This window comes from Brevundimonas sp. LM2, assembly GCF_002002865.1.
Classification (GTDB): domain Bacteria; phylum Pseudomonadota; class Alphaproteobacteria; order Caulobacterales; family Caulobacteraceae; genus Brevundimonas.
On record NZ_CP019508.1, the window covers coordinates 3044803 to 3070820 of the forward strand.

The 26018-nt window shown below is 70.5% G+C and carries 29 protein-coding genes and 2 tRNA genes; 21 read left to right on the top strand and 10 right to left on the bottom strand.

Translation table 11 applies throughout. The features are described 5' to 3' along the window. The first annotated feature begins 40 nt into the window (after nt 1-40). Both BZG35_RS15100 and BZG35_RS15105 read left to right on the top strand, forming a co-directional pair. Nucleotides 41-538 carry a BA14K family protein gene (locus BZG35_RS15100; RefSeq protein ID WP_077356843.1) on the top strand — a complete coding sequence of 166 codons (498 nt, stop codon included), beginning with the start codon at nt 41-43 and terminating at the stop codon, nt 536-538. A 121-nt stretch (nt 539-659) separates the two neighbouring features. Next, a complete protein-coding gene (locus BZG35_RS15105; protein WP_077356845.1) occupies nt 660-857 on the top strand; it encodes a hypothetical protein in 198 nt (65 codons plus the stop codon). Here the strand turns inward: BZG35_RS15105 and BZG35_RS15110 are convergent. From BZG35_RS15110 to rplU, 3 genes are all read right to left on the bottom strand, one after another. Continuing rightward, nucleotides 854-1387, bottom strand: coding sequence for a GNAT family N-acetyltransferase (locus BZG35_RS15110; protein ID WP_077356847.1), 534 nt, complete (start codon nt 1385-1387; stop codon nt 854-856). The two genes, BZG35_RS15105 and BZG35_RS15110, sit on opposite strands and share 4 nt — an antisense overlap. A gap of 163 nt (nt 1388-1550) precedes the next feature. Next, on the bottom strand, nt 1551-1838 hold the full coding sequence (rpmA, locus tag BZG35_RS15115) for a 50S ribosomal protein L27 (protein WP_077356849.1): 288 nt from the start codon (nt 1836-1838) through the stop codon (nt 1551-1553). A 25-nt stretch (nt 1839-1863) separates the two neighbouring features. Then, a complete protein-coding gene (gene rplU / locus BZG35_RS15120) occupies nt 1864-2316 on the bottom strand; it encodes a 50S ribosomal protein L21 (RefSeq protein WP_077356851.1) in 453 nt (150 codons plus the stop codon). A gap of 199 nt (nt 2317-2515) precedes the next feature. Between rplU and BZG35_RS15125 the strand changes: the two genes are divergently transcribed. The 5 genes from BZG35_RS15125 to BZG35_RS15145 all read left to right on the top strand — a co-directional run bounded on the left by BZG35_RS15125 (nt 2516) and on the right by BZG35_RS15145 (nt 7940). Further along, complete coding sequence (locus BZG35_RS15125; protein ID WP_077356853.1) at nt 2516-3838, top strand: cyclopropane-fatty-acyl-phospholipid synthase family protein; 1323 nt, start codon at nt 2516-2518, stop codon at nt 3836-3838. A 120-nt stretch (nt 3839-3958) separates the two neighbouring features. Further along, nucleotides 3959-5416: an alpha/beta hydrolase gene (locus tag BZG35_RS15130; protein ID WP_077356855.1), complete on the top strand. Its 1458-nt coding sequence runs from the start codon at nt 3959-3961 to the stop codon at nt 5414-5416. Nucleotides 5417-5496: 80 nt separating this feature from the next. Further along, nucleotides 5497-6129 (top strand): hypothetical protein, encoded by a 633-nt coding sequence (locus BZG35_RS15135; RefSeq protein ID WP_077356857.1) that lies wholly within the window; start codon nt 5497-5499, stop codon nt 6127-6129. A 42-nt stretch (nt 6130-6171) separates the two neighbouring features. Next, nucleotides 6172-6831 (top strand): hypothetical protein, encoded by a 660-nt coding sequence (locus BZG35_RS15140; protein WP_077356859.1) that lies wholly within the window; start codon nt 6172-6174, stop codon nt 6829-6831. 152 nt (nt 6832-6983) lie between these two features. Continuing rightward, nucleotides 6984-7940, top strand: coding sequence for a cation diffusion facilitator family transporter (locus BZG35_RS15145; RefSeq protein ID WP_077356861.1), 957 nt, complete (start codon nt 6984-6986; stop codon nt 7938-7940). Nucleotides 7941-8268: 328 nt separating this feature from the next. Here the strand turns inward: BZG35_RS15145 and BZG35_RS15150 are convergent, their stop codons facing one another. From BZG35_RS15150 to BZG35_RS15160, 3 genes are all read right to left on the bottom strand, one after another. Beyond that, on the bottom strand, nt 8269-8628 hold the full coding sequence (locus BZG35_RS15150) for a hypothetical protein (RefSeq protein ID WP_077356863.1): 360 nt from the start codon (nt 8626-8628) through the stop codon (nt 8269-8271). An 11-nt stretch (nt 8629-8639) separates the two neighbouring features. Beyond that, entirely contained in the window at nt 8640-9935 is a 1296-nt protein-coding gene (hmgA, locus tag BZG35_RS15155) for a homogentisate 1,2-dioxygenase (RefSeq protein WP_077356865.1), read from the bottom strand. Between the two features lie 190 nt (nt 9936-10125). After that, nucleotides 10126-10869 (bottom strand): SIMPL domain-containing protein, encoded by a 744-nt coding sequence (locus BZG35_RS15160; protein ID WP_077356867.1) that lies wholly within the window; start codon nt 10867-10869, stop codon nt 10126-10128. Between the two features lie 276 nt (nt 10870-11145). Here BZG35_RS15160 and BZG35_RS15165 point away from each other — a divergent pair. After that, nucleotides 11146-11218 (top strand) — tRNA-Ile (locus tag BZG35_RS15165). Nucleotides 11219-11303: 85 nt separating this feature from the next. On the opposite strand, the gene BZG35_RS15170 is transcribed toward BZG35_RS15165, so the two are convergent. Both BZG35_RS15170 and BZG35_RS18025 read right to left on the bottom strand, forming a co-directional pair. After that, nucleotides 11304-12062: a DNA polymerase III subunit epsilon gene (locus BZG35_RS15170; protein WP_077356869.1), complete on the bottom strand. Its 759-nt coding sequence runs from the start codon at nt 12060-12062 to the stop codon at nt 11304-11306. After that, nucleotides 12059-12205 carry a hypothetical protein gene (locus BZG35_RS18025; RefSeq protein WP_171981976.1) on the bottom strand — a complete coding sequence of 49 codons (147 nt, stop codon included), beginning with the start codon at nt 12203-12205 and terminating at the stop codon, nt 12059-12061. The genes BZG35_RS15170 and BZG35_RS18025 overlap by 4 nt, the downstream gene beginning before the upstream one ends. Nucleotides 12206-12368: 163 nt before the next feature. Between BZG35_RS18025 and BZG35_RS15175 the strand changes: the two genes are divergently transcribed. From BZG35_RS15175 to BZG35_RS15205, 7 genes are read left to right on the top strand one after another with little or no spacing between them, the layout of a single operon-like run. Continuing rightward, nucleotides 12369-13589, top strand: coding sequence for a glycosyltransferase (locus tag BZG35_RS15175; RefSeq protein WP_077356871.1), 1221 nt, complete (start codon nt 12369-12371; stop codon nt 13587-13589). 29 nt (nt 13590-13618) lie between these two features. Continuing rightward, a complete protein-coding gene (locus tag BZG35_RS15180; protein WP_077356873.1) occupies nt 13619-14563 on the top strand; it encodes a glycosyltransferase family A protein in 945 nt (314 codons plus the stop codon). After that, a complete protein-coding gene (locus tag BZG35_RS18030; protein ID WP_077356875.1) occupies nt 14560-15603 on the top strand; it encodes a glycosyltransferase in 1044 nt (347 codons plus the stop codon). The genes BZG35_RS15180 and BZG35_RS18030 overlap by 4 nt, the downstream gene beginning before the upstream one ends. After that, complete coding sequence (locus BZG35_RS15190; RefSeq protein ID WP_077356877.1) at nt 15603-16733, top strand: acyl-CoA dehydrogenase; 1131 nt, start codon at nt 15603-15605, stop codon at nt 16731-16733. Before BZG35_RS18030 ends, BZG35_RS15190 begins: the two co-directional genes overlap by 1 nt. Next, on the top strand, nt 16727-17416 hold the full coding sequence (locus BZG35_RS15195) for a PIG-L family deacetylase (protein ID WP_077356879.1): 690 nt from the start codon (nt 16727-16729) through the stop codon (nt 17414-17416). Before BZG35_RS15190 ends, BZG35_RS15195 begins: the two co-directional genes overlap by 7 nt. Next, nucleotides 17403-17990: an SAM-dependent methyltransferase gene (locus tag BZG35_RS15200; protein WP_077356881.1), complete on the top strand. Its 588-nt coding sequence runs from the start codon at nt 17403-17405 to the stop codon at nt 17988-17990. Before BZG35_RS15195 ends, BZG35_RS15200 begins: the two co-directional genes overlap by 14 nt. Beyond that, complete coding sequence (locus tag BZG35_RS15205) at nt 17987-18841, top strand: glycosyltransferase family 2 protein (protein WP_077358191.1); 855 nt, start codon at nt 17987-17989, stop codon at nt 18839-18841. Before BZG35_RS15200 ends, BZG35_RS15205 begins: the two co-directional genes overlap by 4 nt. 3 nt (nt 18842-18844) lie before the next feature. On the opposite strand, the gene BZG35_RS15210 is transcribed toward BZG35_RS15205, so the two are convergent. After that, nucleotides 18845-18921, bottom strand: a tRNA-Arg gene (locus BZG35_RS15210). 242 nt (nt 18922-19163) lie between these two features. Here BZG35_RS15210 and BZG35_RS15215 point away from each other — a divergent pair. The 4 genes from BZG35_RS15215 to BZG35_RS15230 all read left to right on the top strand — a co-directional run bounded on the left by BZG35_RS15215 (nt 19164) and on the right by BZG35_RS15230 (nt 23790). Further along, nucleotides 19164-19589 carry an ABA4-like family protein gene (locus tag BZG35_RS15215; RefSeq protein WP_077356883.1) on the top strand — a complete coding sequence of 142 codons (426 nt, stop codon included), beginning with the start codon at nt 19164-19166 and terminating at the stop codon, nt 19587-19589. Between the two features lie 63 nt (nt 19590-19652). Then, on the top strand, nt 19653-22160 hold the full coding sequence (locus BZG35_RS15220; protein WP_077356885.1) for a helicase-related protein: 2508 nt from the start codon (nt 19653-19655) through the stop codon (nt 22158-22160). Further along, complete coding sequence (locus BZG35_RS15225) at nt 22160-23503, top strand: MFS transporter (protein WP_253189194.1); 1344 nt, start codon at nt 22160-22162, stop codon at nt 23501-23503. Before BZG35_RS15220 ends, BZG35_RS15225 begins: the two co-directional genes overlap by 1 nt. Beyond that, nucleotides 23500-23790 (top strand): RNA-binding S4 domain-containing protein, encoded by a 291-nt coding sequence (locus BZG35_RS15230; protein WP_077356889.1) that lies wholly within the window; start codon nt 23500-23502, stop codon nt 23788-23790. Before BZG35_RS15225 ends, BZG35_RS15230 begins: the two co-directional genes overlap by 4 nt. Before the next feature lie 2 nt (nt 23791-23792). On the opposite strand, the gene BZG35_RS15235 is transcribed toward BZG35_RS15230, so the two are convergent. Continuing rightward, nucleotides 23793-24425: a YceI family protein gene (locus tag BZG35_RS15235; RefSeq protein ID WP_077356891.1), complete on the bottom strand. Its 633-nt coding sequence runs from the start codon at nt 24423-24425 to the stop codon at nt 23793-23795. Between the two features lie 198 nt (nt 24426-24623). On the opposite strand from BZG35_RS15235, the gene fdxA reads away from it, so the two are divergent. After that, nucleotides 24624-24965 carry a ferredoxin FdxA gene (gene fdxA, locus BZG35_RS15240; protein ID WP_077356893.1) on the top strand — a complete coding sequence of 114 codons (342 nt, stop codon included), beginning with the start codon at nt 24624-24626 and terminating at the stop codon, nt 24963-24965. A gap of 336 nt (nt 24966-25301) precedes the next feature. Further along, entirely contained in the window at nt 25302-25859 is a 558-nt protein-coding gene (locus BZG35_RS15245; protein WP_077356895.1) for a CarD family transcriptional regulator, read from the top strand. Nucleotides 25860-26018 lie beyond the last annotated feature (159 nt).

The following is a 26018-nucleotide window of genomic DNA, read 5'->3' on the forward strand; positions in this document are numbered from 1 at the left end:
TCCACGGCGGGCCGGTCCCGCCCAGCCTGAGGCGTCAACCATGAAGGCCTTCGCGTTCGCCGCCATCGTCCTGACCGTCGCGGCCCCCGCCGCGGCCCAGAGCTGGCATTATCCCGATCAGGCCCGCTCGTATTCGAGCTACAGCCGCCACGGCTACGACTACAACGGCCAGAGGGACCGGCCCGGCGACTATCGCTGCGACGCCTATTGGGATCGCGGCCGCGACGACTGCGGGGCCGGCTGGCGGGACCAGCGCACCTACCGCTCGCAGGGCCATGGCTACGGCTACGGCCACGACCGCTATTCGCGGTACGGCCAGGGCGGCGGCTATGTCTACCAGCCGTACAACCAGGGCACGCAGTACTACGGCAGCTATGGCCGGCCGGACCAGGTCTATCCCGGCGGAGGCTACGGCGGGCAGGTGGGCGGCTATCGCGACCACGGGCGGTCGGGCTACTGCGCCGCCCGCTATCGCTCGTACGATCCGCGCAGTGGCTACTACCGCGCCTATTCCGGTCAGCTGATCTACTGCGGCTAGACGAGCGCCGATCACTCGATCACGGTTCGGTGGATAACCGCCGTTCGCCATCTTTCAGACGCATCCGGACCGCTTTCGTCGTATGTCCAGTCCGGACAGTCCAGTCCCGGGGAGCGCGTTCATGTCCCAGCACAACATCGTCGGATCGGAAGCCTTCGACCGATCGCCGTTCGTCATCATCCGCAGCGTCCGCACCGGCGGCATGCGCCGGCGCCAGACGCGCACCGCCTTCGCCTTCATGGCCGGGGCGGCCGCCGCTGTGATCGGTGGCGTGGCGGCCGCCGTCCTGGCCTTCGGCCCCGGTCTGGCCGGCGGTTAAGCCAGCCAGACCATCCGGCGCGTCCGAACGGGAGCGTTCCTGGCGAGGCTGAACTGGTTCCGGACCTCGCCGGTATAGAGAAACCCCGCCTTCTCCAGCACGCGACCGGACGCCGGGTTGTCGGCAAAATGCCCGGACAGCAGAACGCGCCGCTTCCAGCGCCGGGCGGCCCAGACCAGAGCCCCCTCCAGCGCCTCGGTGGCGAAGCCCCGCCCCCAGAAGGGCCGGCCGATCCAGTAGCCGACCTCCGGGGCCAGATCCGCATCCTCGAACAGGCCGATGACGCCCACCGGTCCCAGGTCCTCGTGGCAGATCAGGAAGGTGTGGGCCCGGGCGGGATCCTGGGCCGCTACATTCACCACAAAGGCCTCGGCGTCGGCCAGAGCATAGGGATGGGGCATGCGCAGGGTCATGCGCGTGATGGCCTCGTCATCCGCCAGCCGGGCGATGACGGGCGCCTCCTGCGGCGCGGGCGCCCGAAGCACCAGACGCCGCGTCTCCACGACCGGCGAAGTCTCGATGACGCACATGTTCCCTGCCCCGTTCGACGGTCCGCCTCCTTAGAGGGCTCGGGCGGACTTCGAGGCGGGAAACGCAAACGGGGAGCCTGGTGATCCAGACTCCCCGCGGAATATTCCCTGGGTCCGGATCGGCTGCTTCTGGGAAGCGGCGCGATCCGGGATCCGGTTCGCGCTACTCGGCGGCGATCGCCTGCTGGGCGTCGTCGTTGGCCGGAAGGATCGACACATAGCAACGGCCGTTGGATTTCTTCGTGAACTGAACCGCGCCGTGCTCGAGGGCGAACAGGGTGTGGTCACGGCCCATGCCGACATTGTTGCCGGGGTGGAAGGTCGTGCCGCGCTGGCGCACCAGGATGTTGCCGGCCAGGACGTTCTCGCTGCCGTACTTCTTCACGCCGAGGCGTTTGGAATGGGAGTCGCGACCGTTACGCGACGAACCACCGGATTTCTTGTGAGCCATCTGGGCGCTCCCGTTCTCTTACTGTTTACGCTTCGTCGGACGAAGCAGCGGCGGCCGGAGCCGGGGTGGCGGAAGCCGCGTCGCGCTTGGCCAGGCCACGGGCGCGCAGGTTGATCTCGGCCTTGGTCATCAGGTCGACCTTGCCGTCCCACTTGGCGGTCTCGCCGGCGCCGTCGATGCCGGTGATGCGCAGGACCGATTCCATCTGGCGATGGCCGTTGGTGCGGCGATAGCCCTGACGGCGGGTCTTCTTGAAGATCTTGACCTTCTCGCCCTTGCGGGTCTCGATCAGGGTGGCGCCGACGAAGGCACCGTCGATCAGCGGCGCGCCGAGCGTCACGCCATTGTCGCCGCCCAGCATCAGGACGCTGTCGAACTTCAGCTCGGAGCCGGCATCGCCGCCCAGTTTCTCGACGACGATCGTGTCGCCCGGTTGAACCCGGTACTGCTTGCCGCCGGTCTTGATCACCGCGTACATCTTGAAGCCTTGGCTAACGCAAAAAAGAATGCGCCCGCCGGGAGACCCCGCGGGCGAAGAGCGGCGACATATACGGATGGTGCCCTTCGAGTCAACGCGAAAGGCGCCGGAAATGCCGTGGAGCGCTCATTTCAGACCGTGATCTAGCCCTGAACGAACCCGCCGTGCAAAGACGAAGGCACGCCATCGGGGATCCCAAATGAGCCAGACTGCTGACCGCCGGGTCATCGCCGCCCGACGCATCGTGGCCCATATCGCCGACCATCTGCAGGCCGACCTTTCCCTGCAGCTATGGACCGGCGAGGTCCTGCCGCTGGGGCCGAACGCGCGCGACGACGTCCGCATCGTGCTGTCCGACCCGTCCGCCGTGCGTCGGCTGCTTCTGAAGCCCGGGCTGATGACCCTGTTCGAGCTCTACGCCACGGGCGATGTACGAATCGAGGGCGCCAGCCCGCTGGAGGCGGCCGACCGCTGGGACCATGGCCGCGCCGTTCACCTGCCCCGTCGTGTCGACAAGGGCCTGATCGCGCGCGAACTGGTCCCCTTCCTGATGGGCGGGCGCACCCGGGCCGTCGGCGACGCCGCCTATGACGCCACCGGCGAGGTCGGCCAGCGCCAGGACAAGGCCGCGCGCCGGGACAAGGACTTCATCTCCTTCCACTACGACGTCGGTAACGACTTCTACGGCCTCTTCCTGGACCCCGAGATGGTCTATTCCAGCGCCTCCTACGCCAGCCCCGACCAGTCGCTGGAGGACGCCCAGACCCGCAAGCTGGACCTGATCTGCCGCAAGCTTCGGCTGCAGCCCGGCCAGAGGCTGCTCGACGTGGGGTGCGGCTGGGGTGGCCTGTCGTGCTGGGCGGCCCAGCATTACGGCGTCACCGTGCACGGCGTGACCCTGTCGGAGGAACAACTGGCCTTCGCCAACGCCAAGATCGCGCGCCTGGGCCTGCAGGACCGCATCACTCTGGAGCTCAGGGACTATCGCGACCTGCCCACCACCGAACGGTTCGACGCCATCAGCCAGGTGGAGATGTTCGAACATGTGGGCTTCGCCAACCACGACCGGCATTTCCTGGAGATGCACCGGCTGCTGAAGCCCGGCGGCCTGTATTTCCACCAGGCCTCGGTCCGGCGCGGCGGGCGCGATGCGAACAACATCGCCCCCCAGACCAATGCGACCCGCACCATCGGCCGATTCATCTTCCCGGGCGGGGAGTTGGACACCATCGGCATGACGGTGACCAACCTGGGCCGCCTCGGCTTCGAGGTTCTGGACGTCGAGGACCTGCGCGAGCATTTCCAGATGACCACGGCCGAATGGTCCCGCCGCCTGATGGCCCGCCGCGACGAGGCGATCGCCATGGTCGGCGAGGAACGCACGCGTCTGTGGCTGATCTTCTTCGCCATGTGCGCCAAGGGGTTCGAGCGGGGCTCGATCCTGGTCTATCAGACCGTGGCCCAGCGCCGCCGCGCCGGGCCCAGCGGCCTGCCGATGGATCGGGGCAGCCTGTACCGATAGCACCGTCGCTCTTCGGCGCGTCGCGAGGCCGGGCATGACGAAAGGGTAAGGTCCCCCCCTCTGGACCCCGAGCGCCGCCCCGGCGCAGGGTAAGCCCGCAAACCTCTCCGGAACGCCGCCATGCTGAAGACTCTCCTCGCCGCCGGTTTGGCGCTTCTGGGATTGGCGGCCGCCGCCCCCGCTGCGGCGGGCGATCCGGTCTATGTGGTCAAGGACTGCCCGGCCGACTGGCCGACCGACGTGCGGACCGTCGAATGCGGCACGCTGACGGTCGACGAGACGCGGGGCGCGGCGGACAGCCGTCGCATCGACATCGCCGTGGTCCGCGTCCGCGCGTCCCGCCCCTTTCAGGACGCCAACGGTCAGGCCCTGCCCCCGGTCGTCGTCTTTCATGGCGGCCCCGGGGGAGCCCTGGTCGGCGGCGTGGGTCGCCGTCTGGGCTTCTGGCGCGACCGGCCCGACGCCGATCCGATGGCGGCGATCGATCAGGACTGGATCTATTTCGACCAGCGCGGCGGCGGTCAGTCGACCCCGTCCATGGATTGCCCCGGCGTCGAGCTGACCGACGCGGGCCTGCCATCGGCGCAGGATGCCGAGGGGCTGACGGACTGCCTGAAGAGGTACGCCGACCAGGGGGTCCAGCTGTCGCAATACAATGCGGCCGTGATCGCCCAGGACGTCGCCGACCTGGCCCGGGCGCTCGGCCTGCCGAAGGTCGACCTCTACGGCGGCTCCTACGGCCCCCGCATCCAGGCGGCGGTGATCACCCATGCGCCCCAGATCGTGCGCGTGGCGGTGATGGACAGCCCCTGGCCGCCGGAAGGCAACTGGGCGGTCCACACCCCCGAACAGGTGGCCACGGCCGTCCGCATCATCCTGGGCAAATGCGCGGCCCAGTCCGAGTGCGACGCCCGCCACCCGAACCTGACGGCCCGGTTCGAGGCCAATGCCCGCGAGTGGCTGGCCGGGCCCCGGACCGGTGCGGACGGCAAGGCCCGGACCGTCGAGGATCTGGCCGCCTTCCTGATGGACACGACCTATGACCGGCAGGGCGTGCGCCGCCTGCCCGCCGATCTCGAGAAGATCATCGGCGGCGATCTGTCGCCCGTCGCCGCCATCGCCGAGGACCGGACCTATTATTTCGAGGGCCAGCACATGGCGCACCTGTGCAAGGAGGAGCTGCCGTTCGAGTCCAAGGCCGCTTTGGTGGCCGGGGCCGCCGGCGATCCGATCGCCGAGGTCAGCGTGCCCAGCCTGTCGCGACTGTTCGACGTCTGCGCCGCCATCGACGTCGGGGCCGCCGACCCGGTCGAGAACGCCCCGGTCCACACCGCCATCCCGACCCTGTTCATCGCCGCCGAGATCGACCCCGGCTGCCCCCCGGCCCTGACCCGCGCCGCCGCCGCCAACTACCGGGACAGCCAGGTCATGATCGTCACCAACGCCACCCATGGCGTGACGGGCCAGAACGCCTGCGCCGCCCGCGCCGCCCGCGACTTCTTGCGCGACCCTACGAAGGCGGTGGACCAGACCTGCCTGCCCGCCGCCGACACGCCGTTGGTATTCAGCGAGGACTAGGCGCGCAACCGTGAGTCCGTCATCATCGGGCGTCAGGCTCGACCGATCGGTCGAGCGGCATCGGGTTCGGAGACACGGCCATGACGCTCGCACCGATCGCCGCCCTGCTGTTTCTGATTCAGACCCAGCCCGCCGCGCTGCCGGACGAAGAGACGGTTAGGCGAGCGGCGGCGGCGGCGGCAATCGCGGGGGCCTTGGGTCCGCAGCGGAGCCAGGAAGACTTCGAACGCGACCAGTTGAGCCGCGCGGGCCTGCCGTCCTTATCCGACGCTGCGGAAGCAGGGCGCGACGTCTGGCAGGTGTCCCTGAACGATCCCTATTTCATGTTCGCGGTTCCTGCGATCCAGATCGAGCGAACGGGTCAGGCCGCCGAGCTGACGATCCTGCGGCGCGACGGCCTCGTGCTGACGCGCGCGCTGACCGAGGAGGACATGAGGATGCTGGAGGGGACGGACCCCTTTCAACCTTACCCCCGCGCGGCGGCGGGCCCCGTGACCGACGGCCCGCCGCCGATCAGGCATACCTGGATCGCGCGGATTGGACAGGCCTCGGCCGGGCATAGCCGAACGACGTCCGCCAGCGACGAGCCGCGCTGGACCTTCGTCGTCAAGGCGGTGCGACTGGCCTTACGATCGCGGCCCGAATGCGATCAGGCAGAGGGCCAGGACCCGTCCTTCGCCTTCCATCGCTGTTTCGGAACCAAACCTTCCTGAGGACGCTCGACCGTTACAAAGTAACAGGCTATAGCGCCTTCAATGTCGCCGTCCGCTTTCGATCAGCCGGTCCTGTTGTCGCTTCTCGGCGGCGGGTTCGCGGCCGCCTTTCTGCACGCGGCCCTGCCGACGCACTGGCTGCCGTTCGTCCTGGTCGGGCGGGCGCAGCGGTGGAGCCTGACGCGCAGCCTGCTTGCAGTCATGGCGGCGGGCCTGGCCCATATCGCCAGCACGGCGGTGGTCGGCAGTCTGATCATCGCCGCCGGCCTGGCCCTGGACGAGATCGTCGCCGGACTGCTGCCGCATCTGTCGGCGGTGTTGCTGTTCGGTTTCGGGGGCTTCTATCTGATCAAAGCGTTCGTGCGCCGCCCGGTCCCGGCGGGTGGCCCCCACCTGGAGCTGGCCGAGCCCACCGTCTCGCACTCGGCCGCCTTCTGGGGTCTGGTGGCCGTCATGGCCCTGTCGCCGGGCGAAGTGCTGCTGCCGATCTACATGTCCTCGGCGCAGCAGGGTCCGGCGGTGATGGCCCTGCTCACTCTGATGTTCGCGCTGGGCACCGTCCTCGGCATGGCCACCTTCACCACCCTGGCCCGCGCCGGGGCCTCGGTGCTGAAGCTGGAGCGCTGGGCGCGGTACGAGGGGGCGATCCTGGGTCTGGCCCTGATCGGGCTGGGGCTGCTGATCGTGACGCATCAGCACTGAGGGGCTGGCGGGTGGCTGGTGGCTGGTGGCTGAAGAACATCGGGCGTTGCTGAAGACGCGACGGTTTCTTTCGCGACAGGCCGACCTCCTAACGCAGCCTCACCAACCACCAGCCACTAGCCACCAGCCACCCGTCAGCCTACCCATCCCTCATGGCCCACAACCACGACCACGCGCACCACGATCACGACCATGACCACCAGCACGGCCATTCGCACGGCCATGGCGGGCATGGGCACGCCCATGGTCCGGTCGATACCGGCGACTGGCGCTATGGCGTCGGCCTGGTGGTCAACCTGGCCTTCGTGGCCTGTGAATTCGGGGCCGGGCTGTACAGCGGCTCGACCGCCCTGCTGGCCGACGCGGGCCACAATCTTTCGGACGTGCTGGGCCTGGCCATGGCGGGCGGGGCGGCGGTGCTGGCGCGACGCGCGGCGGGCAGCCAGCTGACCTACGGCTTCGGCAAGGCGACCATCCTGGCGGCCCTGGCCAATGCCCTGCTGCTGATCTTCGCCTGCGGGGCCATCGCCTTCGAGGCGGTGCAGCGGCTGGGCGATCCGGCCCCGGTCCAGTCCGGCGTCGTCATGATCGTCGCCGGCATCGGCTTCGTCATCAACCTGGGCACGGCCCTGCTGTTCATGCGCGACCAGCATGCGGACCTGAACGCCCGGGGGGCCTATCTGCACATGATGGCCGACGCCGCCGTGTCCATCGGGGTGGTGATCGCGGGCGGGGTGATCCTGCTGAGCGGCTGGTCGATCCTCGACCCGCTGGTGTCGATCGTCATCGTGGCCGTGATCCTGTGGGGGACCTGGGGCCTGCTGAGGGATTCGGTCGGCCTGGCCATGGACGCGGCCCCGGCCTCGGTCGACGTGGCCGCCGTGCGGTCCGCCCTGGCCGGACTGCCGGGCGTCCAGGCGGTTCACGACCTGCACGTCTGGGGCTTGTCGACGACGCAGACGGCCCTCACCGCCCACATCGTCCACGACCGGGGCGACCCCCGCGCCCTGCTGCTGGAGGCTCAGACCCTGGCCCGCACGCGGTTCAGGATCGGCCACACCACCCTGCAGCTGGAAACCGACGTCATGCCGGACTGCCCCGACTGCTGACGCCGATCCGCATCTAGAGCCTTCATCGTTCGACTTGACCCACCGTCCCCGTTCGGTCCCGGCGATGGCGGGTTCATCACAGAGGACACAAAGGAGGTCACAAAGGACACGACGGGTCCGGTGCGCTTGCTAGAACCAGGCTCGTCGTCGCCGTGGATCAATGCGGCTTACGCCGCGACCAGAATCGGCTCCAGAAAGCATCGCCCTCAACGCGGCTCTGCTCCTTCGTGTCCTTCGTGGACTTCTTTGTGCCCTTTGTGATGAACCTTCTTCGCGCTGCGTATCGCCTAAAAGATCGACAGCGGCGTCAACTCAGCTGACGATCAGACTAGTCGATGCAGAGGGTCGGGGTGGCCTTGCCGTCCTCGATCGGGGTCTGGCAGCCGAAGCGGTCGCTGTCCGCCTGGCAGACGCCGGCCACCGAGGCATTGGCCGCCAGGGCCGAGGCGTCGCCCTCATAGCGGCAGTCGCCGGCGCACTGGTCGCCGTCGGTGCAGCGCTTGCCGGCATCGGCGTAGCGGACCACGCACTGCAGCGTCTGCATCCGGCCGACCCGCTGCAGCGAGCCGTTCCGGGCGGCGCAGGCGGCCTCGGCGGTCTGGCCCGGCGCGGCGCCGTCGGGGGCCTGGCTGGCCATCGGCGAACAGGCGGAGGCCATCAGGGCGAGAGCGGCGATCAGGAGGCGCATGGGGTGTCCTTTCAACGGCCGACGTCGCCCTTGGCGAATCCGGTCCAGACGTCGTCGTAGTCGAGCTGCATCGTCGGCGCGGTTTGCGCCCATTCCGTGGTGCGGATCGGAAAGCGCGTCTCGAACATGAAGGCCAGGATGTTGTCTAGCTTGTGCGGCTTGAGATCGGCGGAAACCGCTTTGTCATAGGACGCCTGATCGGGCCCGTGGCCGCTCATGCAGTTGTGCAGCGAGGCCCCGCCCGGCGCGAACCCGCCCTCCTTGGCGTCATAGGCTCCGGTGATCAGCCCCATGAACTCGCTCATGACGTTGCGGTGGAACCACGGCGGGCGGAAGGTGTCCTCGGCCACCATCCAGCGCGGCGGGAAGATGACGAAGTCGCAATTGGCCGTGCCCGGCGTGTCCGACGGACTGGTCAGGACGGTGAAGATCGACGGATCCGGGTGGTCGAAACTGACCGTGTTGATCGCGTTGAACCGGGCGGTGTCATAGCGGTATGGCGCGTTGTTGCCGTGCCAGGCGACGACGTCCAGCGGGCTGTGGGCGAATGTCGTGGTCCACAGCCGGCCGGCGAATTTCTGGATGCATTCCGTGGGCCGGTCCACGTCCTCGAACGCCGCCACCGGCGTCTCGAAATCGCGCGGATTGGCCAGGCCGTTGGAGCCGATGGGCCCCAGGTCCGGCAGGCGGAAGGGGCTGCCGTAGTTCTCGCAGACATAGCCGCGCACGGGGCCCTCGACCTCGACCCGGAAGCGGACGCCGCGCGGGATGACGACGATATGGCCGGGGCCGGCGTCGATGCGGCCGAACTCGGTAACGAAGGTCTGATGGCCTTCCTGCGGGACGATCAGCAGCTCGCCGTCGGCGTCGTAGAAGACCCGGTTCACCATCGACCGGTTGGCGGCGTACAGGTGGATGCCCACCCCGGTCTGGGCCTCCGCATCGCCCGTCCCGCCATAGGTCACCAGCCCCTCGACCCAGTCGGTCGGCGCGTCCGGCATCGGCAGGGCGTCCCAGCGCATCCGGTTGGGACTGGGCGGGGCATTGTGGAAGGGGCCGGACCGGATCAGGCCCTGCGGATGCGGCTGATAGGCCGGATGCTGGGCCGAGGGCCGCAGGCGGTACAGCCAGCTGCGCCGGTTCTCGCACCGGGGCGCGGTGAAGGCGGTGCCGCTCAGCTGTTCGGCATACAGCCCCATCGGCGTCTTCTGCGGCGAGTTCCGCCCCACCGGCAGGGCCCCGGGCACCGCCTCGCTGGCGAAATGATTGCCGAAGCCGGTCAGATAGGTCGCGCTGTTCAGCGTCATGCGTGTCTCCCTGGATCGGGACTTAGCCCTTCTCCCCTCGCGGGAGAAGGTGCCCGAAGGGGCGGATGAGAGGTACGAGGATACGGATGAGCTTCCTTGAGCAGACGCTGACCGGCAGCACCGGGAGTCGCCCCTCGTCCGACCTCGCTTCGCTCGGCCACCTTCTCCCTTAAGGGGAGACGGAAGCGATCTACCGCCCCAGATCGTAGGTCCCGGTGATGTCGATGCGGACGGCGAGCTGGCCGGCGGCGACGGGGGTGGAGTCGCTTTCGGCCATGGCCATGCGGGCCCCATATTGCGGCATCGGCTGGGGCGCCTGGTAGCCGCCGCCCTCGCTGAGGCTGCGGACGGGACCCAGGTCGACGCCGAGGGCCTGGGCGTACAGGCGCGCCTTGTCCTGCAGGGCGCGGACGGCCAGGACGCGGGCCTGGTCCTCGGCGGCCTTCGGATCCTTCAGGCCGAAGGCGATGCCGTCGATCTGGTTGACGCCGGCCGAGACCACGGCGTCGGCGGTGGTGCCGACCCGGTCGAGGTCCATGATGCCGACGGTGACGCGGTTGGTCGCCTGGTAGCCACGGAGCTTGGGCGGTTCGTTCTGGACGTAGTCGTACTGGGGCGACAGGTTCAGGCCCGAGGTCTGGATGTCGCGCTCGGCGACACCGGCGCGGCGCAGGGCGGCGAAAACCTGGGTCATGCGGGTGGCGTTGTCGGCCATGGCGGCCTGGGCCGTCGGGGCCTCGGTCACCACGCCGAAACTGATGGTGGCCATGTCGGGCGCGACCTTGACCTCGCCATAGGCGGACAGGTTCAGGGCGGGGGCCGGGGTCATGGCGTGCATCGGCATGGGCGGCGGCGCGGCCTGGGCCAGGGCCGCGGGGGCGGACAGGCCGACGAGGGCGGCCCCCACCATCAGAGCGGGCAGAGAACGGGTCATTGTGGATCCTGACGAGAGCGAGAAGGCGACCCTCACTGTCGACGAGGGCCATGGCCGAACCTTGACCGTTGACGCCTGAACGGCGGGCGAGTTCCGTCGGCAGGAACCGTTCATGTCGATGACATCGCGGACAGGCTTGCGAGCGCGATCGCTCGACGCGCGGCGTCTCGCTGCTTGAGCGCATTGTGGTTAGCGCTAGCGCTCGACGCGCGGCGTCTCGCTGCTTGAGCGCGGACTTTCGCGGGCGCGTGACGCCTGCTAGGCGAGGCGTTCGGCGGGCGCGTAGCTCAATGGTTAGAGCCGACCGCTCATAACGGTCTGGTTGGGGGTTCGAGTCCCTCCGCGCCTACCGGATCACCTTGGACATGGGTTTCGACCGGCGGAAACGACCATCGGTCGGGGTCGGGGATCAGGGGCCGCCATCCATCCCCGCGTCAAAGGAACGACCGCTGGAGGGGGGCCTCGGGCGGCGGCTCGCCCTGTTCGCGCCGCCGGGCGAGCTCGCGGGTCGCGGAGAAGCGAAGGCTTTCGTCGCGATCCGCGGCGAGGCCGGCCAGGGCGGCCTGGTCCACGGCGCTCCAGGCCTTGCCGCGAAAGGGGCCGGAGGGCACCCGGGGCAGGAGACCGGGCTCCAGGCTCCAGGCCACGAGCTGGGCGAAGGGCACGGTGTTCAGCAGATCCCGCAGATGGTGGGCGGTGACGTAGGCGTCGGGCAAAGCGCGGTGCGCGGGCAGACCCAGCTCATGGACCAGGCCGGCGGGTCGGCGCTGGTAGCGCAGCATCTGGTTGGAGAAGCGCGTCAGCTCGGGCCAGGCCCGCAGCGCGCATTTCCAGGTGCAGATCCAGACGGCTCCGCCGGTCAGGCGCGGGGTGCAATAGCGCTGCTCGAACGCGGCGCGATGAGCGGCCAGGGCGAGCGCGCCGCCCTCCGGCCTCAGCACGGTCCCTGCGACGTCCTTCCAGTAGGGTGCATCGGCGACCCATTCGTCCAGGATATGATGCACCGCCATGGTGTCGGGCGAGATCGGGTGGCCGGGATTGACCCAGAGCGCCCCCCGATCCTCGGACAGCGCCCACTGGCCGTCACCGCCGAGCACGACATCCTGCCACCCGATCTCGCAGACGTCCGTCAGCCCGTTCCCCGCTGTTTCCAGATCGACCACCCGGATCCGCGACGGCGGCGGGGCGCTCATGATTTCGACTTGGCCTTCGCACCCTTCTTGCCGAGGATCGCCTGGGCGGCGGACGAGGTCCGCGGATTGGACTTGCCCTCCTTGGCGGCGGCGGCGTTGGCGCTGCGCGCGGCGTGGCTTCCGTGGCCCTTGGTGTCCGACATCCGGCGTTCCTTAATGTTGTGAGCGACGGCCGCGCGACGTGTCCTGGTTGTCTGCACAACGCGCAACCCGCGTCGATCGGTCCTGCGGCAGAGCGCAGCGGAACCCGTTGGATGACGGTGTGTTTTGCCACCTGCCGAGCGCACTGCGACGCTGGAGGATCCCTTGCGCATAGGCGTCATCGCCCATCTTAAATATCCGATCCACGAGCCGTTCGCCGGCGGGCTGGAGATGCACACCCATCTGCTGGCGTCGGCGCTGAAGCGGCGGGGGCATCAGGTGACCGTGTTCGCCTCGACCCTGTCGGAGCCCGGCATCGGCCTCGAAGCGATCTGCGACGAGACCGCCCTGAGCGCGGTCGGCGTCGGCGAGGCCCGCGACGTCGCCTTCTTCCGCGAGCACCACGCCTATCTGTCGCTGATGAACGACCTGCGGCATCGCGACTTCGACGTGATCCACAACAACTCGCTGCACTACCTGCCGGTCGCCATGGCGGATGCCCTGCCCATGCCGATGGTGACGACGCTGCACACCCCGCCCTTCTCCTGGCTGGAGAGCGGGGTGCGGGTGGCGCGGGGTCGCAACAACAGTTTCGTCGGCGTCTCCCGCTCGATCCGTTCCGCCTGGTCGTCGGTGACGACGGTCGATGAGGTGATCCTGAACGGGATCGACCTGAGCCGGTTCGCCTTCGCGCCGCGGTCGGCCGCGGACCCCTATCTGGTCTGGTACGGGCGGATCGTGCCCGAGAAGGGCCTGCATTTCGCCCTGGACGCCGCGCGGCTGGTCGGGCTGCCGATCCGTTTCGCGGGCCCGCTGCTGGACCGCGCCTATTGGGATCGTGAGATCGCGCCGCGGCTGACGTCCGAGACCGTCTATCTGGGGCATCTGGACCACGGGGCCCTGGCCGGCGTCATCGGGGGGGCCCGCGCGGCCCTGTGCACGCCCTGCTGGGAGGAGCCCTATGGGCTGGTGGTGGCCGAGGCCCTGGCCTGCGGCGTCCCGGTCGCGGCCTTCGCGCGCGGGGCCATCCCCGAGATCCTGACCGACGCCTGCGGCGTCCTGGCCGCCCCCGACGACGCCGCCAGTCTGGCGGTCGCGACGCGGCAGGCCCTGACCCTGTCGCGATCCGCCTGCCGGCACAGGGCCGAAACCCTGTGCGATGCCGAGGTGATGATCGACCAGTATCTGGCCCACTATCGGGCGCGGCTTCAGGTCCCCGCTCCGGCGCGGATGGACGCCCGGTTCGCGGTGGTGCCCGACCCGCTGCCGCCGCTGATCAGGAGCGGTCCGCGGCGGGCGGCGGAGCCCGGCCCGCAGCGATCCGGGACCGGGTTCCATGCCGGGCTGCCCACCCCAGACGGCGCCGGCGGCGAGGCCCAGCCTTGACCCCTGGGCCCGGGTCGAACGCGCGGCGCGTGTCGCAGACCCGGGCCTGGTGCGTCTGCGTGCCGGCGCGCAACGAGGCCGACCGGCTGGCGACGCTGCTGGGCGCCCTGGCGGACCAGGACGTCGAGGGTCCGGTGCCCGTGGTGATCGCCCTGAACAACACCACCGACCGATCGGCGGCCGTCGCGACCGAGGCCGCGCGCCGTCACGGGTCCAGACTGGCCCTGACGCTCGACGACCATGTCTTTCCGCCGGACCTGGCGCACGCCGGCTCGGCCCGGGCTCGCGCCATGATGCTGGGGGCGGACCGTCTGGCCCGCAGGCCCGAGGCGGTCCTGATCAGCACCGACGCCGACACCCGTCCGCCGGTCGACTGGATCTCGGCCAATCTCGCGGCCGTCGCGGCCGGAGCCGATTTGGTGGGCGGGCGTCTGGTGCTCGACGAGGCCGAACCCCTGGGCGAGCACGCCGCCGCCGTCTGGGCGCTCTGGGATCTGTACTGGGCCCAGGTCCGGGCGATCGAGGACGCCATCGACCCCTCGCCCCCGGATCCGGCGCCCCGGCACGGCGACCATACGGGGGCCAGCCTGGCCATCACGGTGGCGGCCTGGACCGCGGCCGGGGGCGTGCCGGCCATCCCCAGCGGCGAGGACCGGGCCCTGGTCGCCGCCGCCCGGGCCGTCGGCCATCGGCTGTCCCATCCCCTGTCGGTCTGGACCCGCGTCTCGCCGCGCCAGGAGGGTCGGGCGGCCGGCGGCATGGCCGAGGACATGAGACGGCTGCAGGTCGCCGCCACCACGGGCGCGGTCCCGCAGGTGCCCGACTTCGATCACTGGCGGACGCGGGCCCGCTGGCGCCGCGATCAGCGCCCGCGACTGGGCCAGGCCGCCCTGCTTTCCGCCGAGGCCGCCCTGCCGCCCATGCCCCGCGACCTGCCGCTGGACCGGCTGATCACCCCCGGGGTGGCGGCATGATCGGCTATTACGTCCATCACCACGGCATCGGACATCTGACCCGCGCGCGGGCGATCACCGCCGGCGCGCCCGAGCGGTTCACCCTGATGGGCACCGGCCTGGCCGGCCGGACCGATGCCGTGGCGGCGATGGACCTGGCCGACGACCGACCCGAGGGCGAGCGCGCCTTCAATGGGCAGGACGGCGCGGCGAACCGTCCCGACGCCCTTCACTATGCGCCCCTTGGCCATGCCGGCGTGCGCCGGCGCGTGGCCGACATCACCGGCTGGATCGCCCAGGCCCGGCCGGCGCTGATGGTGGTGGACGTCTCGGTCGAGGTCGCCCTGCTGGCGCGGCTGGCCGCGACGCCGACGGTCTGCGTCCGGCTGGCCGGACGGCGGACCGATCCGGCCCATCTGGAGGCCTTTCGCGGGGCGACCGCGATCCTGGCCCCGTTTCACCCCGATCTCGAAGACCTCGACACCCCGGACTGGGTCCGGGCCAAGACCCGCTATGCCCCCGGGCTGACGGCCACCGCCGTCGAGGCCGAGGTCGACGAGGCGGTGGTGGTCGTGGTGTTCGGCGCGGGCGGCGGGGCGTCGGACGGCGAGGCCCTGGCGGCGGCGGCGCGACGCACCCCGGACCTGACCTGGCGCGTTCTGGGGCCCATGTCCCCCGTCGCCGCCGCCCCCCCGAACCTCGTCGCCCTGGGCTGGGTGGAGGATGCCGCCGCCGAGATCGCGGCGGCCGGCGTCGTGATCGGCTCGGCCGGCAACGGCGTCATCGGCGCGGTGCTGGCGGCGGATCGGCCGTTCCTGTGCCTGCCGCAGGACCGGCCCTTCGACGAGCAGCGCTCGACCGGCCGGGGCCTGGCCGCGGCCGGGGCCGCCGTGCTGCTTGAGGCCTGGCCCGACGCCGAGGCCTGGCCCGACCTGCTGGCCGCCGCGCGGCGGCCAGCGGGAGAGGCCCGGACCCGTCTGATCCCGGCGAACGCAGGCCAGGCCACCTGCGACTGGCTGCTGGAACTCGCCGACCGCTCGGCGCAAGGCGCGGCGCACTGATGGCGCACGCCCGGATCCTCGCCGCCCCACAGGCGTCCCGCCCGAAGGCGCGGGCGCAGGCGCTGCACGCGCGGCTGGCCGCGCTGGGCGAGCGCTACGACGCCGCGCCGGTCTTTCCGATCGAGAGCGTCCAGACCCTGATCGGAGCCGACCTGCACCGCACCTTCGCCCCGGTGGAGAGCGGCGGCGAGACCTTCGACGACTCCACGGCCGAGGCCCTCGCCCTGCTCGACGTGCTGCGCGCCGTGGGTCGGGCCGACCTGAGCCTGGGGCGGCTGTACGAGGGCCATGTGAATGCCCTGAAGCTGTACGACTGGTACGGCGCGCCCGAGCAGACGGCGTGGCTGAGGACCGTCCTGGACGACGGGGCGCTGTTCGGGGTCTGGGCGACCGAGCCGCCCCCCGGGGTGACTCTGGTCGGGACAGACGACGACCTGAGGCTGCAGGGGGCCAAGGCCTTCGCCACCGGGGCGGGCGGCCTGGCCTATGCCCTGATCACGGTGCGTCCCGAGACGGGCCCGCGCCGCCTGGTCGTCGTCCCCGCCGATCATGCGGAGCGGACCGATCTGAGCGGATGGCGGGTGCGGGGCATGCGGGCGACCGGCAGCGGGCGCTACGACCTGACCGGCCTGAAGCCCCGGCCCCGCGACCTGCTGGGCGCGCCCGGCGACTATGATCGCGATCCGCGCTTCACCGCCGGGGCCTGGCGGTTCTGCGCGGTGCAGCTGGGCGGGATCGAGGGCCTGCTGATCGAGCTGCGGGCGGCCCTGTCGGACGCGGCCCGCGCCGATCCGATCCAGCGCGCCCGCTTCGGCGAGGCGGTGGCCGCGACGCGCACGGCCGGGCTGTGGGTGCGGGAGGCGGCCTTGCGGGCGGCGGTCGATGACCCGGACGCGCCGGACTTCGCCCGGATGACGCGCGGCGTGGTCGAGCGCTCGGCGCTGGACGTCATGGAATGCGCCGCCCGCGCGGTCGGCACCCGCAGCGCCTTCGACGGCCAGAGGATCGACAAGATCACCCGCGACCTGAGCCTGTACCTGCGTCAGGCCGGGCCCGACTATGCGCGGGATCAGGCGGCGATCGCCTGGCTGGATCACGACGTCTGGGGCGAGGACGACCGGTTGTGGTAGGGGCCCGCCGCCTGGCCGCGACCCGCTGGCGCGCCGCCCGCTGGCTGGTGCTGGCCCCCCATGCCGACGACGAGACCCTGGGGGCCGGGGCGTTGATCGCCGAGGCCGCTGCCGAGGGCCGACTGGCCGGCGTCGCCTTCCTGACCGACGGGACGGGGTCGCATCCGCATCCTGATCCCGCCAGCCGCGCGCGGCTGAGGGCCATGCGCCGGGCCGAGGCGCGCGCCGCCTGCCGGCTGCTGACGCGCGGGTCGGGGCCGGACCCCCTGTTCCTCGACTGGCCGGACGCCGGCCCCTTCGGCCCCGGATCGCCGGAGTGGCGCGACACCGTCCGGACCCTGGCCGCCCTGTGCCGGCGCGCGCGGGTCGATGCCCTCGCGGTGACCGCCGTGGCCGAGCCGCATTGCGACCATGCCGCCGCCGGCCGGCTGGCCCGCGAGGTCGCCCAGGCCGCCCTGAGGCCCGTGGCGGTCTTCGACTATTGCGTCTGGGGCGAGGCCCCGCCGCGGGTCCAGCCCCTGACGACCGGGGCGTTGACGCCTGGTCGGCGCCGCGCCGCCCTGGCCGCCCACCGGTCGCAATTGACCCCGGCCTTCGGCGACGGCTTCCGCCTGCCCCCCCATCAGCGCGTCATACCGATGCGCGACCGGCTGTATCCGAGGTCCCAGCATGACGCGTCCTGACCAGAGCCTGAAGGCCGACTATTTCGAAGACATGTTCCAGGGCGACGACGACCCCTGGGGCCTGGAAAGCCGGCCCTATGAGGCGGCCAAGTTCGATCGCTCGGTGCAGGCGCTGGAGGGCCGCCACTACCCGCGCGGCTTCGAGGTCGGCTGCGCCGGCGGGACCCTGACCCAGCGCCTGGCCCCCCTGACCGGCGACCTGCTGGCCGTGGACATCAGCGAGACGGCGCTGGCGCGCGCCCGCCGCCGCTGCGCCGACCAGCCCCAGGTCCGTTTCGCCCGGATGGCCTTTCCCGGCCAGACCCCGACGGAGCCCGGCTTCGACCTGATCGTCCTGTCCGAGGTCGCCTATTACTGGGACGACGCCGACCTGGACCGGGCGGCGGCCTTCGTCGCGCAGGCGCTGGTGCCCGGCGGCGACCTGCTGCTGGTCCATTTCACCGGCGAGACGGACTATCCGCAGACCGGCGACGCGGCGGTCCAGAAACTGGCGGTTGCCCTGGCGACCGACATCGAGGTGGTGCGGACGGAACGCCACAGCCGCTATCGGCTGGACCTGTGGCGACGGCGATGAGCGACGTCAGCGTCCTGACCCTCGTCAAGAACCGGGCGGTGCACCTTCAACGTCTGGTCGAGGGGCTGAGACGCAGTACGACGCCGCCCCGCGAACTGATCGTGGTCGACATGAGCGAGCCCCCGGTCGCGCTCGATCCCGTGCCCGAGTTTCCGGTCACGGTCGTGCGGCTTGAGACCCCGGGGCTACCGCTGGCCCAGGCGCGCAACCTGGCCGCCCGCCACGCCGGCGGATCGCACCTGCTGTTCCTGGACGTCGACTGTATCCCGATGGCCGGGCTGGTGGCGTCCATCGACGCCGCGCTGAGCGCCGCCGACGACCTGATCTGCGCCGAGGTGCTGTATCTGCCGGCCGAGGCCGTGGGCGAGGACTGGACCGAGGCGGGCCTGACGTCCGTCGCCGCGCCCCACCCGGTGCGCGCCTTTCCGCCGGAGGGCTCGCGCATCGAACCCAATGCCGGCCTGTTCTGGTCCCTGACCTTCGGCACCCGGCGACGGACCTTCGACGACGTCGGCGGGTTCGACGAGGCCTTCACCGGCTATGGCGCGGAAGACACCGATTTCGGCTTCCGCTGTCGCGACGCGGGGCTGCCCCTGGTCTTCCGCAGCGGCCCGGGGTCGTTCCATCAGCACCACGCCGTCCACCATCCGCCGCTGCAGCATTTCGACGCCATCGTCGCCAACGCTACCCGATTTCACACGCGGTGGAAGATCTGGCCGATGGAGGGCTGGCTGAAGAGTTTCGCGGAGCGGGGTTTGCTGCGCGTGGGGCCGGACCGCCTCACCGTCCTCCGCCAGCCCATGCCCTCGGAGATCGAGGCGGCCAGACAGCCGCGTGAGGTCCGATTCTAAAGATGGCGGCCCCGGAGGGACTCCAACCCCCGACCTCGGCTTTAGGAAAGCCTTGCTCTATGCAGCTGAGCTACGGAGCCGTTGATCGCGTCCTAGCGGGTCGCGCCGGGACGGGAAAGATGGGGTGGCGAATTCGGCCCCTCCTGCAGGGCGTGCCGCCCGCCGCGCCGACACCCGCCTTGTGGTTAATTCGGGTTAAGCTACCCTATCTGGGGGTGAACAAATCCCGAATCGCGGGGCGTCGCCGATTCGGTCCTGATTCGTTTCGCCCCTGTTCCGTATCTGCACGCCGGCCTGTTAAGCTGTCTCGCAGGAGGCCGAGATGACCCTGGATGCCCTGTTCAACCTCGCCAATGCGGTCGCCCTGGTCGGCTGGGTGATCCTGGCGCTGGCCCCGCTGCGCCGGCCGCTGGCGATCGCCGCGGCCCGAAGCATCGGGGTGGGGCTGGCGGTGGCCTATGCGGTGCTGCTGGTCCAGGCCGTCGCGAGCGGCGGTCTGGGCGGGGACCTGACCACCCTGGCGGGACTGACCGAGGGCTTCAGCCGGCCCGAGGCTGTGCTGGTGGGCTGGGTCCACTACCTGGCCTTCGACCTGTGGGTCGGGGCGTGGGCGATCGAGGATGCGGGCAGGCGGGGCGTGCCGCATGCCGCGATGCTGCCGGTGCTGTTCCTGACGCTGATGGCCGGGCCGGTCGGCCTGCTGGTCTATCTGGGTCTGCGGGCCACCCTGGGCCGCAAAACCGTCTGATCCGACACCGCGACCCGCAACCGCCTTGAGGAACCCAAGGCGAATCGCCACCTTATCCTCACCATGAGCGACCGCCCCACCGGCCTCGCCCCGTCCCGCGTCGTCGCGGTGCTGGGGCCGACCAATACCGGGAAGACCCATCTGGCGGTCGAGCGGATGCTGGGCCACGCCTCGGGCATGATCGGCCTGCCGCTGCGGCTGCTGGCGCGCGAGATCTATGAGCGGATCGTGCGGATGCGGGGGGCCAATGCCGTCGCCCTGATCACCGGCGAGGAGAAGATCATCCCGACCCGGCCCCACTACTGGGTCTGCACGGTCGAGGCCATGCCGCTGGAGCGCGAGGTCGAGTTCCTGGCCATCGACGAGATCCAGCTGGCCGCCGACCCCGAGCGCGGCCATGTCTTTACCAGCCGGCTGCTGCACGCCCGGGGCCGGTTCGAGACCATGTTCCTGGGGGCCGCGACCATGGCCCCCCTGATGCGGCGGCTGATCCCCGACGTGGAGATCGTCACGCGCGAGCGGCTGTCGTCGCTGACCTATGCCGGATCCAAGAAGCTGACCCGCCTGCCCCGGCGCAGCGCCATCGTCGCCTTCTCGACCGAGCAGGTCTACACCATCGCCGAACTGATCCGGCGCCAGCGCGGCGGGGCGGCCGTGGTGATGGGCTCGCTGAGCCCCCGCACCCGCAACGCCCAGGTGGCCCTGTTCCAGTCGGGCGAGGTGGACTTCCTGGTCGCCACCGACGCCATCGGCATGGGGCTGAACATGGACGTCGACCATGTCGCCTTCGCCGGGATGCGCAAGTTCGACGGGCGGCGCACCCGCTGGCTGCACGCCCACGAGATCGCCCAGATCGCCGGGCGAGCGGGTCGCCACATCCGCGACGGCACCTTCGGGGTCACCGGCGAGGCCGACGAACTGGACGAGGACCTGGTGGATCAGGTGGTCGAGCACCGGTTCGATCCGGTACAGGCCATCGAGTGGCGCAACGCCCGGCTGGATTTCGACACCCTGCCCGACCTGCTGCGCTCGCTGGTGCAGACGCCGGGTGTCCCCGGGCTGAAGCTGACCGGCCAGGCGCTGGACGAGACCCTGCTGCGCCGCGCCCTGCAGGATGAGGAGGTCAAGCGCATCGGGCGGTCGCGCGGGACCATCATGCGGCTGTGGGAGGCCTGCCAGCTGCCCGACTTCCAGAAGACGACGCTGGACGAGCACGCCCGGCTGTCGCGCGACGTCTTCCACGCCCTGACCGGCAAGCGGGGGAGGCTGACCGACGACTGGTTCGCGCCGCGCTTCGCCGAGGTCGACCGCGACGACGGCCAGATCGACCAACTGTCGGCGCGGCTGGCCGGGGTGCGGACCCTGTCCTACATCGCCAACCGGCCGGACTGGCTGGACGGCAACAGGGCCTGGCGCGAGCGCGCGCGGGCGCTGGAGGACCGGCTGTCGGACGTACTGCACGAACGGCTGACGGCGCGGTTCGTGGACCGCAAGACCACCGCCCTGATGCGGTCGCTGCACGACCACGCCGAGACCATGGCCGAGGTGGCGGCGGACGGGGTGGTCTCCGTCGACGGCGAGGCGGTGGGGCATCTGGAGGGGGTGCGGTTCGCCGTGGCCTCCGGCGGCTCGGCCCTTGCGGACCGGACGCTGAAGACCGCCGCCCTGCGCGCGGTCGGGCCCGAGATCGCCCGGCGGCTGGGCAGGCTGGCCGCCGACGGGGACGAGGCCTTCTCGCTGACGCCGGAGGGCGAGGTGCTGTGGGCCGGGGCCCTGGCGGCGCGGATCGTCAATGCCGAGCCCTTCAGCCCCCGGGTGCGGCTGATCGGGGAGCTGGGGCCGGCGGCGGCGCGGGATCGGGCCCAGCGGCGGATCGAGGCCTGGCTGGCGGCCGAGGCCGGACGGTCGTTGCGCGACCTGCGACGACTGAAGAGCGCGATCGAGAGCGGGGCGCTGAAGGGCCTGCCGCGCGGCATCGCCTTCCGCCTGCTGGAGGCCGGGGGCGTCATCGACCGGCGCGACGTCGAGCGGGATCTGGCCGCCCTGAGCCAGGTCGAGCGGCGCACGATCAAGACCTTCGCCATCCGGGTGGGGACCCATTCGGTCTGGCTGCCGGGCGTGCTGAAGCCCCGCGCGCGGGCGATGGCCCAGGCCTTCGTCGCGGGCGAGCCGTTCCGGGCGCGGGCGGAGGGGCTGACGCCTCTGCCGGTGCCGGGCCCCTCGATGCGGGCGCTGGCCGCCTTCGGAGTGCGGGCGGCGGGCGGCCGGGCGGTGCCGGTCGAGGCGCTGGAACGGGCCGCCGATCTGAGGCGCGAGGGCAAGGGCCGACTGTCGGACGAGGCGCTGACAACCCTGGGCTGGACCGGTGAGGACGCCAAGGCGATCTGGGCCGCGCTGAAGGTCGTCCGGGCCCAGATGCCGGACCGCGAGGGCGCGCCGCCGGCCGTCGTGCGGGATTCGCCCTTCGCCCGACTGGCTGAACTGACCCAGGCCCCGGCACCGGCACCGCCCGCCGCCTCGGCGCGGCGCGCGCGCAAGCGACCGCGCAAGGCCGTGGCCAAATCTGCCTGATGGGGTCCGCCGCCGGAATGCGACCCTTCCATCATCTGCTGGCCAACAATCTGGTGGCCAACGTGACCAATTTCACCGTCTGGTTCGCCCTGACCTTCTGGGTCTATCTGGAGACCCGGTCGGTGTTCGCCACCGGCATGATCGCGGGCCTGTACCTGGCCCTGACGGCCGGTCTGGCCTTCTGGCTGGGCAGCCTGGTGGATCACCATCGCAAGAAGCGGGTCATGCTGGGGTCCAGCGTCGTCTCCGCCGCCTTCTACGCGGCGGCCCTGTCGCTGCTGGCGCTGACGCCAGGGGACGCGCTGCGCTCGGTGTCGGGACCGTTCCTGTGGGTGTTCATCGGCCTGATCATGCTGGGCGTGATCGCCGGCAACATCCGCGCCATCGCCCTGCCCACCCTGGTGACCGTGCTGGTGGACGAGGATCGCCGGGACCGGGCCAACGGCCTGGTCGGCATGGTCACGGGCATAGGCTTCCTGACCACCTCGGTGATCTCGGGGTTGCTGGTGGCCTGGGGCGGCATGGTCGCGACCCTGGCCATCGCGCTCGGTCTGACGGCGCTGGTCTTCGTTCATCTGAGCCTGGTGCGGGTGCCGGAGCCGGCCCCGGCGGGCGGGACCGGCGGGACGGCCGCCCCGCGTCGCGTCGATCTGAGGGGGACGATCCGGATCGTGGGGGCGGTGCCCGGCCTGTTCGCCCTGATCCTGTTCGCCACCTTCAACAACTTCCTGGGCGGGGTCTTCATGGCGCTGATGGACGCCTATGGCCTGTCGATGATGCCGGTCCGGCAGTGGGGCCTGCTGTGGGGCGGGGTCTCGATCGCCTTCATCCTGTCGGGGATCCTGATCTCGCGCGTGGGGCTGGGGAGCCGTCCGCTGCGGACGCTGATGATCGTCAATCTGGTGGCCTGGACGACGGCGGCGATCTTCACGATCCAGCCCTCCATCCCGCTGCTGGCGGCGGGCTGTTTCATCTGGATGTTCCTGGGCCCCTATGCGGAGGCGGCGGAACAGACGACGCTGCAGAAGGTGGTCCCGTTCGAGCGGCAGGGACGGGTGTTCGGCTTCGCCCAGTCAGTGGAACAGGCCGCCTCGCCCCTGACCGCCTTCCTGATCGGGCCGCTGACCCAGTTCCTGGTCATCCCCTTCATGACCGACGGCGTGGGGGCCGAGGCGATCGGGGAGTGGTTCGGGCGCGGCCCGGCGCGCGGCATGGCCCTGGTCTTCACGGTGGCGGGGGTGCTGGGGCTGATCGCCACGATCGTGGCCTTCAACTCGCGGTTCTATCGGCGGCTGTCGGCCGCCTATGCGCAGCCGACGGCGGAGACGGAGGCCCCCGCATGAACCCGGTCGAGTCCGTCCGCATCGACGTCTGGCTGTGGCGGGCGCGGTTCGCCAAGACGCGGTCGCTGGCCGCCGCCCTGGTCGAGCGCGGCGCGGTGCGGCTGACGCATCAGGGGCGGCAGACGCGGCTGGACAAGCCCAGCCGCGTCGTCCACCCGGGCGACGAGATCGTCTTCGCCCGCGACGGCCGGATCACGGTCGTCCGGGTCGAGGCCCTGGGCGAGCGGCGCGGTCCCCCGGCGGAGGCCCGCGCCCTGTACGTCCCGATCGGGGATGACCCCGAATAGGCTTACTCGGCGATGTTGAACTCGCCCTCGATGTGCAGCTTCACCTCGTCGGACACGGCCGGCAGGGCGTAGTTGATGCCGAACTCCGAGCGCTTGATCGTGGCCTCGCCGTCGAAGCCGGCCTTGTAGCCGCCCATGGCGGTGCCGGCCTGGTTGAACTCGACCTCGATGGTCACCGGCTTGGTGACGCCGCGCAGGGTCAGGTCGCCGACCACCGTGGCCTCGTTGGCGTCATCCGCGTCCACGGTCACCGAGCGCGACACGAAGGTGGCGGTCGGGTGGTTGGCGGTGTCGAAGAAGTCGGCGGTCTGCAGGTGGGCCTTCAGCCGGTCGTCATTGGGGTCGACGTCCGTCAGCGGGATGGTGGCGGTCAGGGTGCTGGCCGCGGGATTGGCGGGATCGATCGTGAGGTCCGCCTTCACGTTCACGAACTGGCCGTAATAGGTCGAGAAGCCGAGGTGATCGACCGACCAGGTGATCTTGCCGTGGCCGGAATCCAGGGCATAGGCCCCGGCGCGGACTTCGGCCGGGTTCTGGGTCAGGGCGGACTGGGCGACGACGGCGCCGCCGCCAATGAGTCCGAGGGCGAGGGCCCCGGCGACGGTGGAACGCACGAGCAGGCGACGGTTCAGCATGGGAAAACTCCTGGAGTGGGAAAAACAGCGCTAACTGCAATCAGCACTGGTGCAAATAGGCGAGCTATCAGGAAGGGCAAGGTTTATGCGTCGATCCGTGCCCGCCGGACGTGTTGACAGGGGCGAGGCGCGCCTGCCATGTCCCGAACGCTCAGACGGGCCTTTCGCCCACCCTTCCAGAACGCCGAATTCCTGCCCATGACCTACATCGTCACCGACGCCTGCGTGAAATGTAAGTTCATGGACTGCGTCGAGGTCTGCCCGGTCGACTGTTTCTACGAAGGCGAGAACTTCCTGGCGATCGCGCCGGATGAATGCATCGACTGCGGCGTGTGCGAGCCGGAATGTCCGGTCGACGCCATCAAGCCCGACACCGAGGACGAGCCCGACGGCAAATGGCTGCAGATCAACGCCAGCTACGCCAAGGTCTGGCCGAACATCACGGTCAAGGGCACACCGCCCGCCGACCGCGAGGCCTTCGAGCGCGAGACCGGCAAGTTCGAGAAATATTTCAGCCCCGAGCCGGGCAAGGGCTCCTAGAAACCACCACCCCGGCAAGGACTCCTGATCGAACCGTGTTTGCGGGTCAGTCCGCACGGCGCGCTGGTAGCGTCCGCACGGGACGTTTTGAAATTGCCCCGTTTTGTGATAGGTTCCTTCACATTGGGTCGGGCGGAATGCGTTTTTCACGCGCCGCCCGCGTTTGCGATAGAACTCCGTCCATGAAGACGGGGTCGGCCAGAGGTTTGGTGATCCGTTTCCGCGACTGACGAATGATGCGTTTTCCTCCGGCGACCCTCGTCGCCGGTGCCGAAGGCAATTGTCGCCGCCGCGCCTGCGTTCGCCCTCCCCCCCTGCGTCCGGGAAAGGAATGACATGACCACCAAGAGCGTTCTGGAATTCAAGGTCGGCGATGCCGTCGTCTATCCGGCCCACGGTGTCGGCAAGGTCGCCGCCGTCGAGGTCCAGGAAGTGGCCGGCATGTCGCTGGAGGTCTATGTCGTGACCTTCGACCATGAAAAGATGACGCTTCGCGTCCCGACCAAGAAGGCCAAGACCGCCGGACTGCGCTCCCTGGCCGGCGAGGACGTCGTCACCAAGGCCCTGACCACGCTGAAGGGCCGCGCCCGCATCAAGCGCACGATGTGGAGCCGCCGCGCCCAGGAATACGAAGCCAAGATCAATTCGGGCGACCTGGTCTCGATCGCCGAGGTCGTGCGCGACCTGCACCGCGCCGACAGCCAGCCGGAACAGTCCTATTCGGAGCGCCAGCTCTACGAATCGGCGCTGGACCGGATGGCCCGCGAGGTCGCCGCCGCCAACCGCATCGACAAGGACGCGGCCGTCCAGCTGCTGTCCAAGTCGCTGAGCGCCAAGAAGGCCAACGCCCCCGTCGCCGAAGTCGCAGACGAGGACGAGGCCGAGGCGGCCTGATCCTTCGGGACCGCGCTGAAACGACAAAGGCCCGGTGGAGACACCGGGCCTTTTTCTTGTCATCCCCGCGTCTCGCAGCGCGACCGAAGGCCAGGATCAATGCGGGCTTAACCCCCACCGGGTACGGTAGCGTACCCGAAGCTTCCGTTGTGGATCGGC

Excerpts from the sequence above, each read along its gene's own strand:
- BZG35_RS15220 (WP_077356885.1), top strand. The coding sequence starts at position 19,653 with ATGAGCGACCGCCCCACCGGCCTCGCCCCGTCCCGCGTCGTCGCGGTG.
- BZG35_RS15235 (WP_077356891.1), bottom strand. The coding sequence starts at position 24,425 with ATGCTGAACCGTCGCCTGCTCGTGCGTTCCACCGTCGCCGGGGCCCTC.
- rpmA (WP_077356849.1), bottom strand. The coding sequence starts at position 1,838 with ATGGCTCACAAGAAATCCGGTGGTTCGTCGCGTAACGGTCGCGACTCC.
- BZG35_RS15190 (WP_077356877.1), top strand. The coding sequence starts at position 15,603 with ATGGCGCACGCCCGGATCCTCGCCGCCCCACAGGCGTCCCGCCCGAAG.
- BZG35_RS15130 (WP_077356855.1), top strand. The coding sequence starts at position 3,959 with ATGCTGAAGACTCTCCTCGCCGCCGGTTTGGCGCTTCTGGGATTGGCG.
- BZG35_RS15150 (WP_077356863.1), bottom strand. The coding sequence starts at position 8,628 with ATGCGCCTCCTGATCGCCGCTCTCGCCCTGATGGCCTCCGCCTGTTCG.
- BZG35_RS15230 (WP_077356889.1), top strand. The coding sequence starts at position 23,500 with ATGAACCCGGTCGAGTCCGTCCGCATCGACGTCTGGCTGTGGCGGGCG.
- BZG35_RS15205 (WP_077358191.1), top strand. The coding sequence starts at position 17,987 with ATGAGCGACGTCAGCGTCCTGACCCTCGTCAAGAACCGGGCGGTGCAC.
- BZG35_RS15125 (WP_077356853.1), top strand. The coding sequence starts at position 2,516 with ATGAGCCAGACTGCTGACCGCCGGGTCATCGCCGCCCGACGCATCGTG.
- BZG35_RS15145 (WP_077356861.1), top strand. The coding sequence starts at position 6,984 with ATGGCCCACAACCACGACCACGCGCACCACGATCACGACCATGACCAC.
- hmgA (WP_077356865.1), bottom strand. The coding sequence starts at position 9,935 with ATGACGCTGAACAGCGCGACCTATCTGACCGGCTTCGGCAATCATTTC.
- BZG35_RS15140 (WP_077356859.1), top strand. The coding sequence starts at position 6,172 with ATGTCGCCGTCCGCTTTCGATCAGCCGGTCCTGTTGTCGCTTCTCGGC.
- BZG35_RS15110 (WP_077356847.1), bottom strand. The coding sequence starts at position 1,387 with ATGTGCGTCATCGAGACTTCGCCGGTCGTGGAGACGCGGCGTCTGGTG.
- BZG35_RS15170 (WP_077356869.1), bottom strand. The coding sequence starts at position 12,062 with ATGAGCGCCCCGCCGCCGTCGCGGATCCGGGTGGTCGATCTGGAAACA.
- fdxA (WP_077356893.1), top strand. The coding sequence starts at position 24,624 with ATGACCTACATCGTCACCGACGCCTGCGTGAAATGTAAGTTCATGGAC.
- BZG35_RS15200 (WP_077356881.1), top strand. The coding sequence starts at position 17,403 with ATGACGCGTCCTGACCAGAGCCTGAAGGCCGACTATTTCGAAGACATG.
- BZG35_RS15245 (WP_077356895.1), top strand. The coding sequence starts at position 25,302 with ATGACCACCAAGAGCGTTCTGGAATTCAAGGTCGGCGATGCCGTCGTC.
- BZG35_RS15215 (WP_077356883.1), top strand. The coding sequence starts at position 19,164 with ATGACCCTGGATGCCCTGTTCAACCTCGCCAATGCGGTCGCCCTGGTC.
- BZG35_RS15105 (WP_077356845.1), top strand. The coding sequence starts at position 660 with ATGTCCCAGCACAACATCGTCGGATCGGAAGCCTTCGACCGATCGCCG.
- BZG35_RS15100 (WP_077356843.1), top strand. The coding sequence starts at position 41 with ATGAAGGCCTTCGCGTTCGCCGCCATCGTCCTGACCGTCGCGGCCCCC.
- BZG35_RS15160 (WP_077356867.1), bottom strand. The coding sequence starts at position 10,869 with ATGACCCGTTCTCTGCCCGCTCTGATGGTGGGGGCCGCCCTCGTCGGC.
- BZG35_RS15225 (WP_253189194.1), top strand. The coding sequence starts at position 22,160 with ATGGGGTCCGCCGCCGGAATGCGACCCTTCCATCATCTGCTGGCCAAC.
- BZG35_RS18030 (WP_077356875.1), top strand. The coding sequence starts at position 14,560 with ATGATCGGCTATTACGTCCATCACCACGGCATCGGACATCTGACCCGC.
- BZG35_RS15135 (WP_077356857.1), top strand. The coding sequence starts at position 5,497 with ATGACGCTCGCACCGATCGCCGCCCTGCTGTTTCTGATTCAGACCCAG.
- rplU (WP_077356851.1), bottom strand. The coding sequence starts at position 2,316 with ATGTACGCGGTGATCAAGACCGGCGGCAAGCAGTACCGGGTTCAACCG.
- BZG35_RS18025 (WP_171981976.1), bottom strand. The coding sequence starts at position 12,205 with ATGTCGGACACCAAGGGCCACGGAAGCCACGCCGCGCGCAGCGCCAAC.